General features: G+C 66.6%; 12 protein-coding genes. 6 read left to right on the top strand and 6 right to left on the bottom strand.

The window, feature by feature from the left end:
- Positions 1-252 precede the first annotated feature (252 nt).
- From JVX91_RS22185 to JVX91_RS22165, 5 genes are all read right to left on the bottom strand, one after another.
- Positions 253-2,214 (bottom strand): acetyl/propionyl/methylcrotonyl-CoA carboxylase subunit alpha, encoded by a 1,962-nt coding sequence (locus tag JVX91_RS22185; RefSeq protein ID WP_205336274.1) that lies wholly within the window; start codon positions 2,212-2,214, stop codon positions 253-255.
- Complete coding sequence (locus JVX91_RS22180; RefSeq protein ID WP_205336273.1) at positions 2,214-3,011, bottom strand: gamma-carboxygeranoyl-CoA hydratase; 798 nt, start codon at positions 3,009-3,011, stop codon at positions 2,214-2,216. The genes JVX91_RS22185 and JVX91_RS22180 overlap by 1 nt, the downstream gene beginning before the upstream one ends.
- A gap of 77 nt (positions 3,012-3,088) precedes the next feature.
- Positions 3,089-4,696, bottom strand: coding sequence for a carboxyl transferase domain-containing protein (locus JVX91_RS22175; protein WP_054907648.1), 1,608 nt, complete (start codon positions 4,694-4,696; stop codon positions 3,089-3,091).
- A gap of 125 nt (positions 4,697-4,821) precedes the next feature.
- On the bottom strand, positions 4,822-5,985 hold the full coding sequence (locus tag JVX91_RS22170; protein WP_169937816.1) for an isovaleryl-CoA dehydrogenase: 1,164 nt from the start codon (positions 5,983-5,985) through the stop codon (positions 4,822-4,824).
- Positions 5,986-6,041: 56 nt separating this feature from the next.
- Entirely contained in the window at positions 6,042-6,446 is a 405-nt protein-coding gene (locus tag JVX91_RS22165; RefSeq protein WP_205336272.1) for a MerR family DNA-binding transcriptional regulator, read from the bottom strand.
- Between the two features lie 240 nt (positions 6,447-6,686).
- Here JVX91_RS22165 and JVX91_RS22160 point away from each other — a divergent pair, with 240 nt between their 5' ends.
- From JVX91_RS22160 to JVX91_RS22140, 5 genes are all read left to right on the top strand, one after another.
- Complete coding sequence (locus tag JVX91_RS22160) at positions 6,687-8,585, top strand: sigma-54-dependent Fis family transcriptional regulator (protein WP_205336271.1); 1,899 nt, start codon at positions 6,687-6,689, stop codon at positions 8,583-8,585.
- Positions 8,585-10,312 carry an ABC transporter ATP-binding protein gene (locus JVX91_RS22155; RefSeq protein WP_205336270.1) on the top strand — a complete coding sequence of 576 codons (1,728 nt, stop codon included), beginning with the start codon at positions 8,585-8,587 and terminating at the stop codon, positions 10,310-10,312. The genes JVX91_RS22160 and JVX91_RS22155 overlap by 1 nt, the downstream gene beginning before the upstream one ends.
- Positions 10,302-10,973, top strand: coding sequence for a S8 family serine peptidase (locus JVX91_RS22150; protein ID WP_205336269.1), 672 nt, complete (start codon positions 10,302-10,304; stop codon positions 10,971-10,973). Before JVX91_RS22155 ends, JVX91_RS22150 begins: the two co-directional genes overlap by 11 nt.
- 178 nt (positions 10,974-11,151) lie before the next feature.
- Positions 11,152-12,465, top strand: a complete 1,314-nt coding sequence (locus JVX91_RS22145; protein ID WP_205336268.1) for an FAD-dependent monooxygenase — start codon at positions 11,152-11,154, stop codon at positions 12,463-12,465.
- 241 nt (positions 12,466-12,706) lie between these two features.
- Positions 12,707-13,234 carry a DUF3828 domain-containing protein gene (locus tag JVX91_RS22140; protein ID WP_205336267.1) on the top strand — a complete coding sequence of 176 codons (528 nt, stop codon included), beginning with the start codon at positions 12,707-12,709 and terminating at the stop codon, positions 13,232-13,234.
- Positions 13,235-13,488: 254 nt separating this feature from the next.
- Here the strand turns inward: JVX91_RS22140 and JVX91_RS22135 are convergent, their stop codons facing one another.
- A complete protein-coding gene (locus tag JVX91_RS22135; protein WP_205336266.1) occupies positions 13,489-14,874 on the bottom strand; it encodes an NAD-dependent succinate-semialdehyde dehydrogenase in 1,386 nt (461 codons plus the stop codon).
- Between the two features lie 144 nt (positions 14,875-15,018).
- On the opposite strand from JVX91_RS22135, the gene JVX91_RS22130 reads away from it, so the two are divergent.
- Complete coding sequence (locus JVX91_RS22130; RefSeq protein WP_205336265.1) at positions 15,019-15,897, top strand: LysR family transcriptional regulator; 879 nt, start codon at positions 15,019-15,021, stop codon at positions 15,895-15,897.
- Positions 15,898-15,969: the final 72 nt, after the last annotated feature.

Genomic DNA, 15,969 nt, shown 5'->3' with positions numbered 1-15,969 from the left:
TGCAGGATGAAACCTTGGCGTCAGCCGGTGCGGACTACTCCCTCTCCCCTTGGGAGAGGGCGGGGGTGAGGGTGGCACTCCGCAGCGGGGCGTCCCCTCACCCTAATCCTCTCCCAAGGGGAGAGGGGACTGTCCGCTGCAATCGCTTGCCCTCGGCGTTAGTCGAGTAGGGCGCATAAAGCGGAACGCTTTATCCGCCGTTGCCTCGCGGCGGATAACGCTGGCGCGTTATGCGCCCTACAAAAGCCGGCGTCAGGCCGGCGCTTCTTCCAGTTCCACCAGCGCCGTACCTTCCGACACCAGCTCGCCTTCGCTGCAATACAGTGATTTCACCACGCCGGCGTGCGGCGCGCGAATGCTGTGTTCCATCTTCATGGCTTCGAGCACCACCAGCGCGGCGCCGGCTTCGACGCTCTGGCCGGGTTCCACCAGGATGCGCACGATGCTGCCGTTCATGGGAGCGCCCAGGCCGCCCTGGTGCGAATGCGCGGCTTCGGCCTCGGCGATGGCGTCGAAACGCTGCACGTTGACCAGCTCGCCGTTCCACTCCAGATAGAGGCTGTCGCCACGGCGGATTACCTGATGGCGGCGGCGCAGTTCACCGTCTTTCACGTCGAGCCACTGGCCGTCGAGCTGGGCAATCCGCTGCCCATCGGCATGGCGCAGGCGTACCACCTGGGATTCACCCTTGGCCAGCAGGTGCAGGTCGGTTTCCCCCGGCAGGCCGCTGCGCCAGCCGCTCTGGGCGGACCAGGGCGAATGGGCGTCATCGCCGCGCACACGGGCGGCTTCGCTTTGTACCCAGGCTTCGCCAGCCAGTTGCCAGAAGCGCTCGGGCAGGGCGGTCGGAGTGGGCAGCAGGGTGTCCTGGTATCGGGCGATGAAGCCGGTATCCAGCTCGCCATCGGCGAATGCGGGGTGGGCCAGCACGCGGCGCAGGAAGGCGAGGTTGGTCTTGAAGCCGCCGACCGCGGTTTCCGCCAGCATCGACAGCAGGCGCTGGCGCGCTTCCTCGCGGTTTTCGCCCCAGGCGATCAGCTTGGCCAGCATCGGGTCGTAGAACGGCGAGATGTCATCGCCCTCGCGAATGCCACTGTCGGTGCGGCGGCCGGGGCCGGCGGCGGGTTCGCGGTACAGCGCGAGGTGGCCGCTGGCGGGTAGGAAGCCGCCTTCCGGGTCTTCGGCATACAGGCGCACTTCGATGGCGTGGCCGTTCAGCGGCACCTGTTCCTGGGTGATCGGCAGCGGTTCGCCACGGGCGACGCGGATCTGCCAGGCGACCAGGTCGAGGCCGGTGATGGCTTCGGTGACCGGGTGTTCCACCTGCAGGCGGGTATTCATTTCCATGAAGAAGAACTGGCCGCTGCCTTCGTCGTAGAGGAACTCCACGGTGCCGGCGCCGACGTAGCCGATGGCCTGGGCTGCGCGTACAGCGGACTCGCCCATGGCGGCGCGCAATTCGGCGGAGAGGCCCGGTGCCGGCGCTTCCTCGACGACTTTCTGGTGGCGACGCTGGATCGAGCAGTCGCGCTCGTTGAGGTACAGGCAGTGGCCGTGCTGGTCGGCGAACACCTGGATTTCCACGTGGCGCGGCTTGGTCAGGTACTTCTCCACCAGCATGCGCGAGTCGCCGAAACCGGACTGCGCTTCACGCTGGGCGGATTCCAGCGCCTCGGCCAGTTCGGCCTCGCGCTCGACGACCTTCATGCCCTTGCCACCACCGCCGGCGGCGGCTTTCAGCAGCACCGGATAGCCGATGCGCTGGGCTTCGCGCTGGAAGGTGGCGTAGTCCTGCGCCTCGCCGTGGTAGCCGGGCACCAGCGGCACGCCGGCGGTTTCCATCAGTGCCTTGGCGGCGGACTTGCTGCCCATGGCGTCGATGGCGCTGGCCGGCGGGCCGAGGAAGATCAGCCCGGCCTCTTCGCAGGCGCGGGCAAAGCCGGCGTTCTCCGAGAGGAAGCCGTAGCCGGGGTGGATGGCCTGGGCGCCGGCAGCCTTCGCGGCGGCCAGCACGGCGTCGGCACGCAGGTAGCTTTCAGCCGGTTTGGCGCCGCCCAGGTCGATGGCGATGTCCGCCTCCTCGACGTGGCGGGCGTTGCGGTCGGTGGCGCTGTGCACGGCCACGGTGGTCAGGCCCAGGGCCTTGGCGGTACGCATCACGCGGCAGGCGATTTCGCCGCGGTTGGCCACCAGCAGGGTATCGATCTTCTTCATCAGACTTGCTCCTGCCAGGCCGGTTTGCGTTTTTCCAGGAAGGCATGCAGGCCTTCCTGCCCCTCGGGGCTGATGCGGATGCGGGCGATGGCGGCTTCGGTGTAGCGGCGGCGTTCGGGGGTGAGTTCGCCGGCGCCGATTTCCTGGAACAGCGCCTTGCAGGCGACCAGCGCCGCCGGGCTGTTGTTCATCAGGTTGGCGATCCAGGCCTCGGCTTCATCGTCCAGTTCGGCGGCCGGGTAGTGCTCGTCGACCAGGCCGAGCTCGCGGGCACGGATGCCGCTGAAACGCTCGGCGGTCATGGCGTAGCGGGTCGCGGCGCGCTGGCCGATGGCCTTGGTGACGAAGGGGCCGATGGTGGCCGGGATCAGGCCGATGCGCACTTCGGACAGGCAGAACTGCGCGTCCTCGGCTGCCAGCGCCATGTCGCAGCAGGCGGCCAGTCCGACACCGCCACCGAAGGCCGCGCCCTGCACGATGGCAAGCGTCGGTTTCTTCAGCTGGTGCAGGTTGTAGAGCAACTCGGCGAGCTGCTGGGCGTCATTCAGGTTGCCCTGGTAGTCCAGCTTCACGGATTCCTGCATCCACGCCAGGTCCGCGCCGCCGCAGAAGTGGCGGCCACGGCCGCGCAGCACGACGAGGCGCACACGGTCATCGTTGGCCACGTCGTCCAGCGCCTGGATCAGCTCGGCGATGGTCTGGGCGTTGAAGGCGTTGTTCTTCTCCGGGCGGTTCAGCCACAGGCTGGCGACGCCGCGCGGGTCGATATCGAGCTCAATGTTCTGGAATTCTGTCATGTGACCATTCTCAAGTTGGGCAGGTGGGTCGTCCCTCACCCCCGGCCCCTCTCCCAGAGGGAGAGGGGAGAAGAGCATTACATGCGGAAGACGCCGAAGCGGGTCGCTTCGACCGGCGCGTTGAGCGAGGCGGAGAGGGCGAGGCCGAGCACGTCGCGGGTCTGCGCCGGGTCGATCACGCCGTCGTCCCACAGGCGGGCGCTGGAGTAGTAGGGGTGACCCTGGCGCTCGTACTGTTCGAGAATCGGTGCCTTGATCTTCGCCTCGTCTTCGGCGGACAGCGCGTTGCCCGCGCGTTCGGCCTGCTCGCGCTTGACCTGGGCCAGCACGCCGGCGGCCTGTTCGCCGCCCATTACGCCGATCCGCGCGTTGGGCCACATCCACAGGAAGCGCGGGTCGTAGGCGCGGCCGCACATACCGTAGTTACCGGCGCCGAAGCTGCCGCCGATGATCACGGTGAACTTCGGCACCTGGGCGCAGGCCACGGCGGTGACCAGTTTGGCGCCGTGCTTGGCGATGCCGCCAGCCTCGTACTTCTGGCCGACCATGAAGCCGGTGATGTTCTGCAGGAACACCAGCGGGATGCCGCGCTGGCAGGCCAGTTCGATGAAGTGCGCGCCTTTCTGCGCGGCTTCGGCGAAGAGGATGCCGTTGTTGGCGAGGATCGCTACCGGGTAGCCGTGCAGGTGGGCGAAGCCGCACACCAGGGTGGTGCCGAACAGCGCCTTGAATTCGTCGAATTCGCTGCCGTCGACCAGGCGGGCGATGATCTCGCGCACGTCGAAGGGCTGCTTGCTGTCCACCGGGATCACGCCGTACAGCTCGTCGGCGGCGTACAGCGGCGCGCGTGGGGCGCGGGTGTTGAGCTTGCCCTGCTTGGTCCAGTTGAGGTTGGCGATGCAGCGGCGGGCGATGGCCAGCGCGTGCTCGTCGTCCTCGGCGTAGTGGTCGGCGACGCCGGAGGTCTTGCAGTGCACATCGGCGCCGCCCAGGTCCTCGGCGCTCACCACTTCACCGGTGGCGGCCTTCACCAGCGGCGGGCCGGCGAGGAAGATGGTGGCTTGGTTGCGCACCATGATGGTCTCGTCGCTCATCGCCGGCACGTAGGCGCCGCCGGCGGTGCAGGAGCCCATCACCACGGCAATCTGCGGGATGCCCTGGGCGCTCATGTTGGCCTGGTTGAAGAAGATCCGGCCGAAGTGTTCGCGGTCGGGGAAAACTTCGTCCTGGCGCGGCAGGTTGGCGCCGCCCGAATCCACCAGGTAGATGCACGGCAGGCGGTTCTGCTGGGCGATGGTCTGGGCGCGCAGGTGTTTCTTCACGGTCAGCGGGTAGTAGCTGCCGCCTTTCACCGTGGCGTCGTTGCCGACGATCATGCATTCCACGCCTTCCACGCGGCCGATGCCGGCGACCACGCCGGCGGCGGCGACGTCTTCGCCGTACACCTCATGGGCGGCGAGGGCGGAGACTTCGAGGAAGGGCGAGCCGGCGTCGAGCAGGCGGTTGATGCGCTCGCGCACCAGCAGCTTGCCACGTGCGGTGTGCTTGGCCTGGGCGGCCGCGCCGCCGCCTTCGTGGACGCGGCCGAGGACGGCGCGCAGGTCCTGGACGTTCTCCAGCATGGTCGCGGCGTTGGCGGCGTATTCCGGGGAACGGGTGTTGAGTTGGGTGCCGAGGATGGTCATAGGGGCTCCACGAGCGGGAAAGCTGCATTTGTAGGAGCGGAGCTTCTCCGCGATGTTGTTGTCCCGGCGTTGCCGGGATTTCGCGGACAAGGTCCGCTCCTACGGTCGGGCAGGAGCGGGTGGGCTCAGCGGGTCTCGTTGAACAGCTCGCGGCCGATCAGCATGCGGCGGATTTCGCTGGTGCCGGCGCCGATCTCGTAGAGCTTGGCGTCGCGCAGCAGGCGGCCGGTGGGGAACTCGTTGATGTAGCCGTTGCCACCGAGAATCTGGATGGCGTCCAGGGCCATCTGGGTGGCGCGCTCGGCGGTGTATAGGATCACCCCGGCGGCGTCCTTGCGGGTGGTCTCGCCACGGTCGCAGGCCTGGGCCACGGCATAGAGGTAGGCACGGCTGGCGTTGAGCTGGGTGTACATGTCGGCGACCTTGCCCTGGATCAGCTGGAACTCGCCGATGCTCTGGCCGAACTGCTTGCGGTCGTGGATGTAGGGGACGATCACGTCCATGCAGGCCTGCATGATGCCGATCGGGCCGCCGGCGAGGACCACGCGCTCGTAGTCCAGGCCGCTCATCAGCACCTTCACGCCACCGTTGACGGCGCCCAGCACGTTCTCTTCCGGCACTTCCACGTCATCGAAGAACAGCTCGCAGGTGTTGGAGCCGCGCATGCCCAGCTTGTCGAACTTGCTGCCACGGCTGAAGCCTTTCCAGTCGCGCTCGACGATGAACGCGGTGATACCGTGGGCACCTTTCTCCGGCTCGGTCTTGGCGTAGATCACGTAGGTGTTGGCGTCCGGGCCGTTGGTGATCCAGGTCTTGCTGCCATTGAGGACGAAGCGATCGCCGCGCTTCTCGGCGCGCAGTTTCATCGACACCACGTCGGAGCCGGCGTTGGGCTCGCTCATGGCCAGGGCGCCGATGTGCTCGCCGCTGATCAGCTTGGGCAGGTACTTGGCCTTCTGCTCGGCGTTGCCGTTGCGCTTGATCTGGTTGACGCACAGGTTGGAGTGCGCGCCGTAGGACAGGCCGACCGACGCCGAGCCACGGCTGATTTCCTCGATGGCGATGACGTGGGCCAGGTAACCCATGTTGGCGCCGCCGTATTCCTCCGCGACGGTGATGCCGAGCAGGCCCATGTCGCCGAACTTCTTCCACATGTCCGCGGGGAACAGGTTGTCGGAATCGATCTGCGCGGCGCGCGGGGCGAGTTCGCTGGCGACGAAGCCCTGCACCTGCTCGCGCAGCATGTCGATGGTTTCGCCGAGGCCGAAGTTGAGGGAGGGGTAGCTCATGGAATCACCTGTACTTGTATTTATATTCGGATGAGGGAGCGGGCAGGGCGGCGAGATCAGCTCGTGGCGCGCTGCTTGCGGGGTTTGTCGGTCTCGGCCATGGCCGCCAGGCAGCGCTCCTCGGCCGTGTCCAGTTCCAGTTTCATCTGCTCGATGTCGAGCAACTGCTGTTCCAGCTGCGCGCGGCGCGCGGTGATCTTGTCGAGGAAGGTCTGCAACTGCTTGGTGTTGCCGCTGCTGGGGTCGTAGAGGTCGATCAGCTCCTTGCACTCGGCCAGCGAGAAGCCGATGCGCTTGCCGCGCAGGATCAGCTTCAAGGCCACCAGGTCCTTCGCGCTGTAGATGCGCTCCTGGCCACGGCGCTCGGGGCTGAGCATTTCCTGCTCCTCGTAGAAGCGGATGGCGCGGGTGGTGACGTCCAGTTCGCGGGCCAGCTCGGAGATGGTGTAGGTAGTGGGCATGGAATGCTCTTGCTCGGTTGTTTACCTTTACGTTAACGTAAACCTACCTTGGGTCACTGTCAATACGACGCGAAGGCGGCACGGGAAGGTTTACTGGCGCGGGAATTGCCTTGCTTGCGGGGGCTAACCTTCCTGCCGGGGGCTTCCCCTTTACGGACGCCGCCTGCGGGTGTACACAGCCCTGACCAGCCTGCGAGTTCCGTGCCCTGAAAGAGGGCCCGGAACCTACCGGAGCGATGCATGACTACAAGAACAATAAGCAGCGATCTGCTGCGCGAAGCCCACCTTGCCCGTGAACACCTGCAACAGGAGGGCGAAGTGCCCAGCGGCGTGCTCCGCGAGGAGATCGACGCCTCCTGGCGGCGCAGTCTCGACCACGGCCTGGACTGCTCCAACGGCACCGAGCATGGCCTCGACACGCGGGTCAAACCTGACGTGCTGCTGGCCGGCAACCGCCTGCTGCTCGACGCCGCCACCCCCGAACTCGACTACCTGCAGCAGCGCCAGGGCCACGACGGCGTGATCATCCTGGCCAATGCCGATGCCACCATTCTTTCCGTCGAAGGCGCGCGCGAACGCATGCAGAGCAAGGGCCTGGCCGACATTGTCCAGGGCGCCTGCTGGAGCGAAGCCTCCCGTGGCACCAATGCACTGGGCACCGCGCTGGTGGAAAAGCGCGCCACGCAGATCGACTGTGGCGAACACTTCCTCGACCGCCTGAGCCGCTTCTCCTGCACCTCGGTACCCATCGAAGGGCCGCAGGGCACCCTGCTCGGCGTGCTCGATATGACCCGCGAAGGCCCGCTGTCCGGCCCGCGGGAAAGCCTCTCGCTGCTCAGCCTGGCGGTGTTCCAGATCGAGGCGCGGCTGTTTGCCGTCAGCCATCCGGGGCAGGTGGTGATCGCCTTCCATTACCGTCGCCAGTACCTCGATTCCGCCTGGCAGGGCCTGCTGGCGCTGGGGCTGGACGGTAAGGTGCTGGCCGTCAGCGGCCAGGCCTGCCAGTTGCTCGGCGCCAATCGCGAGGCCCTCGTTGGCCGGCGCAGTGAAGATTTCCTCGGCCTGCGCGGCGAGCAGCTTATCGCGCGGCTTTACCAGGGCGGCGTGGGCAGCCTGCAGACGCCCAAGGGCGAGCTGTTCTACAAGACCCTGCAGGCGCCGCTGCGCAGCCACGCGGTGCCGGTCAGTACGCGTGCACCGCGCCCGGCGGCTGGTCCCGAACTCGAAGCCCTTGCCGGCAATCACCCGCGCTATGCCCGTGCCCTGCGCATGGCGCGTCAGGGGTTGGTGAACGAACTGCCGGTTCTGTTGCTGGGCGAAACCGGCAGCGGCAAGGAAGTAGTCGCCCGCGCCCTGCACCAGGCCAGCGCGCGCAGCGACAAACCCTTCGTCGCGGTGAACTGCGCGGCGATTCCCGAAGGCCTGATCGAATCCGAACTCTTCGGCTACCGCGACGGCGCCTTCACCGGATCGCGGCGTGGCGGCATGGTCGGCCGGCTGCAACAGGCCCACGGCGGCACGCTGTTCCTCGACGAAATCGGCGATATGCCGCTGGCGCTGCAAGCGCGCCTGCTGCGCGTGCTACAGGAGCGCAAAGTAGCGCCGCTGGGTGCAGGTGAAGAGCAGGACATCGACGTCGCGCTGATCTGCGCCACTCACCGCGACCTCAAGCGCCTGGTCGAAGAGAAACACTTCCGCGAGGACCTCTACTACCGCGTCAACGGCATCAGCGTGAAGCTGCCGGCGCTGCGCGAGCGTGATGACCTCGCCGAACTCGCCAGCGGTCTACTGGCACGCCTGGGCGCACCCAAGGTGAAGCTCTCCGCCGAACTGCTCGGCCTGCTGCGCGAATACCACTGGCCGGGCAACATCCGCCAGCTGGAAATGGTCCTGCGCACTGCGCTGGCCATGCGCGAAGAGGGCGAGGAGGAGCTGAGCCTCGACCACTTGCCCGACAGCACCCTGGACGAACTCAGCGTCGGCGAACGCCCGCAGAGCGGCAGCATTCGCGAGAACGAACTGGAGCTGATCCGCCAGGCGCTGGAACGTCACCAGGGCAACGTCTCCGCCGCCGCCGACGCGCTGGGCATCAGCCGCGCCACGCTGTACCGCAAGCTCAAGCAACTCAAGGTGGGCTGATGTTCTTCACCCGCCTGATCGATAGCGAAGACCCACAGCAACTCAAGTCTTCGCTGCGCTGGCTCTACGGATTCGTGAAGCCGCACAAGCTGGCCATTGCAGGACTGCTCGGGTTGTCGTTCTGCGCTTCACTGCTGGTGCTGGCGCAGCCCTGGCTGACCAAGACGTTGATCGACGACGGCCTGCTGGCGAAGAACTTCCCGGTGCTGGTGACGGTGGCCGTGGCGATGATCGTCGTCGGTCTGGTGGGTACGGCGCTGTCAGGGCTCAACCGCTTCCTGCACACGCGCCTGTCCGGGCGCATTCTGTTCTCCCTGCGCGATGCTCTGTATCGCCATCTGCAGACCCTGTCACCGAGCTTCTTCGGCCGCCGTCGCATCGGCGACCTGATGTCCCGGCTGGACGGCGACGTCGCGGAAATCCAGCGCTTCGCCGTGGACTCGCTGTTCTCCGCGGTCTCCAGCGTGATCGGGCTGATCGGTGCGCTGGCTCTTCTGCTCACGCTGTCCTGGCAACTGTCGCTGCTGGTGGCGTTGCTGATTCCCCTGGATGTGCTCTGGCTGCGCTGGATGCGGCGCAAGGTCGAGCGCGAGGCGCGTGGGCTGCGCGAGCGTTCGGCGGACCTTTCGTCGTTCTTCGTCGAGACCTTGCCGGCGATGAAGTTCATCCAGTCCGCCGGCCAGCAGAATCGCGAAGCCGGACGCCTGGAAGGCCTGGGGCAGGGCTATCTGGGTCAGCTGCTGCGGCTGCAACTCACCGAGTTCTTCACCCAGGCCGTGCCGGGCACGCTGATGTCGCTGTCCCGCGCCTGCGCCTTCCTGGTTGGCGGGTACTGGGTAGTGCAGGGCACGTGGCAGCTGGGTTCGCTGATCGCCTTTTCCACTTACCTGGGCATGGCCATCGGGCCGGTGCAGAGCCTGCTCGGCCTGTACGTTGCGTTGCAGCGCATGACCGTCAGCCTTGGCCGGGTGATGGAACTGCGCGGCGAGGAAGCCAGCATTGTTTCACCGGTCACTCCACGTGCCATGCCTGCGGTTGGCGAGCTGCGCCTGGAGAACCTGAGCTACGCCTGGCCAGGCCGTGCGCAAGCCGTTTTGCAGGACGTGCAGGCGGTGATTCCTGCCGGCCTCAAGGTCGCGCTGAGCGGCCCTTCCGGCGTTGGCAAGAGCACCCTGATCGACCTGTTGCAGCGCTTCTACGACCCTGACCAGGGGCGCATCCTGCTCGACGGCGTCGACTTGCGTGAGCTGGACCTGCAAGCCCTGCGCCGGCGCGTGGCGGTGGTCAGCCAGGACATCGTGCTGTTCCGCGGCAGCCTAGCCGACAACCTGGCCTACAGCGCACCCGAGTCGAGCCGCGAGGCCATCGAGAAGGCCGCTCGCGCCGCGCAGCTGGACAGCTTGATCGCCAGCCTGCCCGAAGGCCTCGACAGCCCACTGGGCGAGCGCGGCCAGCAGCTGTCCGGTGGACAGAAGCAACGCATCGCCATCGCCCGCGCACTGCTGCAGGATCCGCTGATCTTGGTGCTGGACGAGGCCACGTCGCAGGTGGACGAGAGCACCGAGCGCGAGGTGATCGCGGCCATCGACCAGTTGTTTGCCGGGCGTACGCGATTGCTGATCAGCCACCGTACTTCGACGTTGGCTGCCGCCGACCTTTACCTGGAATTGCAGGACGGACAGATGCGCGTGCGCGCAGCGCAGCCGGTGCAGCGACATGAGGCCTGAGCTGCGGGTTGGGGTGGTCGATAGTGGCCACGCTGTCGAACACACCCGCTCGGTCATAGGTGGGCAGTGTTTCCGTCTCTCCGATGATGGATTGGACCTGCTGCCACTGTCGGTTGATCTACTTGGCCACGGAAGCGCTGTCTGCGAAGCCATTCTTTCCCATGCGCCGGATGTCCATCTGCTCGTTGCACAGGTTTTCGATGAACGCGGCGTGACCAGCCCCTTGCAGATCGCCGCCGCACTGCACTGGCTCGGCGAGCAGGATGTGCGGGTGGTCAACCTGAGCCTGGGCGTGCGCCAGGATCGTCCCATTCTGCGCGATGCCGTGGCGGAGCTGATCGAGGCAGGCGTGCTGATTTGCGCGTCCAGCCCGGCGCGGGGCGAGCCGGTGTTTCCGGCTAGCTATCCCGGCGTGGTCCGCGTGACGGGTGATGCGCGGTGCGGTGAGGGCGAGTGGTCCTGGCTGGACAGCCCGCAGGCGGACTTTGGCGCGGCGGTGAAGGTGGCCGGGCGCTCTGGCGCTAGCCTGGGGTGTGCGGCTTTCTGTGGGCGGCTGGCTGCATTGCTGGCGGAGCGGCCGGAGCTTTCCAATGTGCAGCTCATTGAGGTGATGCGTGAGCGGGCGGCGTTTCAGGGGATCGAGCGGAAGGTGAGCTTGTGAGTCATGGTGGGGTTCTTTGCCCTCACCCCAACCCTCTCCCAGAGGGAGAGGGGGCTGTCCTCTGCAAGCGTTCAGTATGGAGGTTTTCCTGCAGCCCTCGGCGTGCGCGGAGATTCCCATGCACACCGATCAGTCCCCTCTCCCTCTGGGAGAGGGCTAGGGTGAGGGCAGCCGGAGCATGAGCGAACTCCCAACCCTGATCCTCGGCGCCGGCCCGGCTGGAGCCGCCGTCGCGCTAGGTCTTCGCCGCCTCGGCCACCCTGTGACCGTGATCAGCGAATGGCGCCGCTTCGCGGCCGTCGAAGGTGTCTCCCAGCGCGTACTCGACGGCCTGCGCAATGCCGGCTTGCGACATGCGCTGGACTGCGCCGCGCCACCGTCGCAACGTCGCGTGCACTGGAATGGCGTGGAAAGCGCGCAGAACATCGAATGCGTCCTCGATCGCCCGCGCTTCGACGCCGGGCTGCGCGAGGACCTGAAGGTGGCTGGCGTCCAGTTGATCGAAGCCCGGGCGCTGGCCGTGGCGGAAGACGTTACCGGCTGGCGCGTGAAGCTGGAAGGCGGCCGGGAGGTGCGAGGAGCGTTTCTCGTCGAAGCCCGTGGCCGCCAGGCGCCACTGAGTCAAAAGGGAGAGAAGGCCCGGCGCGGCCCGGAAACCCTCAGCCTGCTCAATCGCTGGCAAGGCGAGCCCGGCCCGCTGGCGACGGCGGTGGAAAGCCTGCCCGACGGCTGGGCGTGGATGGCGCGGCTGGAGGATGGGCGCCGCTACTGGCAGCTCACCCTGGACGTCGCCAGCAGCCAGTTGCCGCCGCGCGAGCAGTTGCTGGACTACTGCCGCGAACGCCGCGCCGCGTCGAGTCTGGTACGTGGATTCTTCGGCGATGGTGAAGAGCGCGACCTGGACCTGCACGCCCGCAGCAGCACGGCGATCCTCTGCCTGGAAGCCTGTGGCAACAACTGGATTCGCGTGGGCGACGCGGCGATGGCGGTGGACCCGCTGTCGGGCAATGGCATCTTCCAATCGCTGTCTTCGGCGCTGCAGGCGCCGCTGGTCATCAACACGCTGCTGCGTGCGCCGGAACGGGCCGGGCTGGCCAAGCGCTTTCACCAACAGCGGGTGGAGCAGCTGTTCCTGCGCTTTGCACGGGTTGGCCGCGACTTCTATGCCAGTGAAACACAGTGGACCGATCAGCCGTTCTGGCAGGCTCGTCGCACCTGGCCGGACGAGCAGCCCAGCCACATGCCGGCAGACTTTGCCAGTCTGCGTATCGAGCGTGCTCCGGTGCTGAAGGGCGAGTTCGTCGACGAAGCGGAAGTGGTGGTCAGCGCCGATCAGCCGCTGGGCATCTGGCATCTGGACGGCCTCGAGCTGGCGCCCTGGCTAAGGCGCCTGCGTGCGGAGCCGGAAGCGCAAGTGCTCGCGGACCTGCCACCGGAAAGGCGTCGAGCTTTCCAGGGCTGGCTGCTCGCCCAGGGCTATCGACCGGTGTAGGAGCAACTGTCTTTTCTCTGCAGGTTCGTGCTTGTGTTTTTCCCTCACCCCAGCCCTCTCCCCGGGGGAGAGGGGGCTGTCTGTACCGGCTGACGCCAAGGTTTCATCTTGCACCGAACGGTCCCCTCTCCCCAGGGAGAGGGTGAGGGGCGACCCGAGCGCAGAAACCCAGGGTGGGAGCCGGTCACGGTTTTGCAGATCGTGCCAAGTCATAATGCTCGGCTCTTCGATGGAGAATCCCATGGCCTTCCTGCGATCCGCTTTTGCCCTGTCGCTGATCCTGCTGACGCTGTTCGATACTTCGCTCGCAGCTTCCACGCCGGCGGCTGACACCGCTGGTGCGGAGCGCTTCCTGCGCCAGCTGTACGCCAGTTATTCGCCGGACGGGCCGGGTGTGCCGAACAAGTCGCTGAAGGAAGAGGACGTCTACGACGCCTCGCTGATCGCCCTGATGAAGGCTGACCAGGATGCCGCTGATGGCGAGCTGGGCTATCTCGGTGGCGACCCGCTGTGCGATTGCCAGGACTGGGGCGATATCAAGGTGAAGTCGCTGGAGTTTGCCCCGGTGGACGACGAACGAATCAAGGCCCGGGTGGTACTCAAGGATGCACTGACGGGGGAGGACCGCGATCTTGGCCTGCTGTTGCATCGCACGTCAGGCGGCTGGCTGGTCGAGGACTGCTTCAACGAGCAGGGCAGCCTGGCCGAGAATCTGCGGCATAGCACCCGTGAGCTCCTGCAGCTGAAGAAGGGCACGGCCAAGCCCTGATGCAGAAGCGCCTCAAGTTCTTGTAGGGCGCATAACGCGCAAGCGTTATCCGCCGAAGGATGAGCCGGCGGATAACCTGTTCCAGGTTATGCGCCCTACGGCTTGAGGTCGGACTTCGGTCCGGTTCTGTTCGCGAGCAAGAAGTCCGCCCCTGCAAAGGCCCTTCTGCCTTGAACGAAACGCACGGCACATCGCCCATGAAAAAGGCCCCGCTACCGCTTGGCGATAGAGGGGCCTTCTGCTTTCAGAGCGGCTTACTTGCGGTCGATCCAAACGGTCTGCGGGTTGGTGAACTCGCGCAGGCCGAAGTGCGACAGCTCGCGACCGAAGCCGCTCTTCTTGACGCCGCCGATCGGTACGCGGGGGTCGGAAGCGGAGAAGCCGTTGATGAACACGCCACCGCTGACCAGGCGACGGGCCATGTGCTGGGCCTTGGCCTTGTCGGCGGTCCAGATCGCGCCGGAGAGGCCGAACTCGCTGTCGTTGGCCAGTTCCAGGGCGTGCTCGGCGTCGCGGGCGACGATCAGCGAGGCGACGGGGCCGAAGATTTCCTTCTTGAACGCGGTGTTGCCCGGCTTCACGTTGGCCAGCACGGTCGGCGCGTAGTAGTTGCCTTCGCCGTCGAGCTTGTGGCCGCCCAGCAGCAGGGTGGCGCCGTCGGCGATGGCTTGCTGTACCTGGCCATCCAGTTCGTCGCGCAGGTCGAAGCGGGCCATGGGGCCGACGAAGGTGTCGTCCGCCAGCGGGTCGCCGATCTTCAGCGCCTTGACCGCGGCCAGCAGCTTCTCGGTGAAGGCCGGGGCGATGGATTCTTCGAGGATCATGCGCTTGGCGGCGATGCACACCTGGCCGCAGTTGCCGAAGCGGCTGGCGACAGCGGCCTTCACGGCGGCGTCGAGGTCGGCGTCGGCGAGCACGATGAAGGCGTCGGAACCGCCCAGCTCCAGCACGCACTTCTTCAGCGCGGCACCGGCCTGGGAAGCGATGGCGGCACCCGCGCCGACGCTGCCGGTCACGGCGATGGAGGCGATGCGGTCATCGGCGATGGCCTTGGAAACCAGCGGCGGCTCGACGTTCAGCACCTCGAACACGCCTTCCGGCAGGCCGGCCTGCAGCCAGGCGTCGCGCAGCTGATAGGCGCAGCCCATGACGTTCGGCGCGTGCTTGAGCACGTAGGTGTTGCCGCCCAGGATGATGCTCACCGCGCCGCGCATGACCTGCCAGGTGGGGAAGTTCCACGGCATCACGGCCAGCACCGGGCCCAGCGGCAGGTAGGAAATGTACGCGCCTTCGATGCTGGTCTTCTCGTGTTCGAGCATGGCCGGGCCGTTGTCGGCGTACCACTCGCAGAGGTTGGCGCACTTGTTGATCTCGCCACGGGCCTGGGTGACCGGCATGCCCATTTCCTGGGCTTCCATGCGGGCCATCGGCTCGACGTTGGCGCGCAGCACTTCGGCCATCTTGCGCAGCACGGCGACACGTTCGGCGATGCTGGTGTCGCGCCATTGGCGGAACGCGGCATCGGTGCGGGCCAGCGAGGTTTCCAGCTGGGCGGCGTCTTCGAAGGTGTAGCGGGCCAGTTCCTGGCCGGTGGCGGGGCTGCGGGAGATGGCAGCGGGGATGGCGGCGATCTGGTTCATGGTGAGTCCTGCTTGTTCTGTGTAAGGGCGCAAGGCCGGTCGTTCGTCCGGGCGCGGTGGCTCCGGGATGGCGCAGAAATTAAGATGCCCAATCATTCATGTAAAATGAATAATCAAGAAAGACTCCTTCTCTCGGAGAGAATGATGGATCTCACCCAGCTGGAAATCGTCCGCGCCGTCGCTACTGAAGGCAGCATCACCGCCGCCGCGGCCCGTCTACATCGCGTGCCTTCGAACCTGACTACACGGATCAAGCAGCTGGAAGCGGAGCTGGGCACCGAGTTGTTCATTCGCGAAAAGCTGCGCCTCCGTTTGTCGCCGACCGGGCGCAGCTTCCTCGATTACGCCGAGCGCATCCTCGATCTGGTCGAGGAGGCCAGGCAGGTGGCGGTGGGCGCCGAGCCCCATGGCGGCTTCTCCCTGGGCTCGATGGAGAGTACGGCGGCAGTGCGCATCCCGGAGATGCTGGCGCGCTATCACCAGCAATGCCCGAAGGTACAGCTGGATCTGTCTACCGGCCCCTCGGGCGAGATGATCGACGGGGTGCTTTCCGGGCGCTTCATCGCCGCCTTCGCCGACGGCCCGGCCAACCACCCGCAACTGGACGGCAAGCCGGTGTACCGCGAGGAGCTGGTGCTGATGAGCGCCAGGCACCATGCGCCGGTGCACGATGCGCGGGATGTGGCGGGGGAGACGGTGTTCGCCTTCCGCGACACCTGCTCCTACCGCAAGCGCCTGGAGGGCTGGTTCGCCGAGCACCGTGTGGTGCCGGGCAAGATCGTTGAGATGGAGTCCTATCACGGCATGCTCGCCTGCATCGCCGCCGGCGGTGGCGTGGCGATCATCCCGCGAGCGATGTTCGACAGCCTGGCCGGGGGGCGCAACGTGGCGATCCATCGCCTGGCGCCGCACCATGCGCGCGCGACCACCTGGCTGTTCTGGCGGCGCGGCACCGACACACCCGCATTGCGGGCATTCATCGAACTGCTGGAGGCGCCGCGCGACGAGGCCGAAGTGGCCTGATTCCGGGGGCTCCAGCGAGGGTGTTTCAGCGGTGCTACGTATCACCGCCGAGACACCTGCGAAATACCCGCA

This window comes from Pseudomonas sp. PDNC002, from assembly GCF_016919445.1.
Classification (GTDB): Bacteria; Pseudomonadota; Gammaproteobacteria; order Pseudomonadales; family Pseudomonadaceae; genus Pseudomonas.
This window is presented reverse-complemented; position numbering and strand designations above follow the sequence as displayed.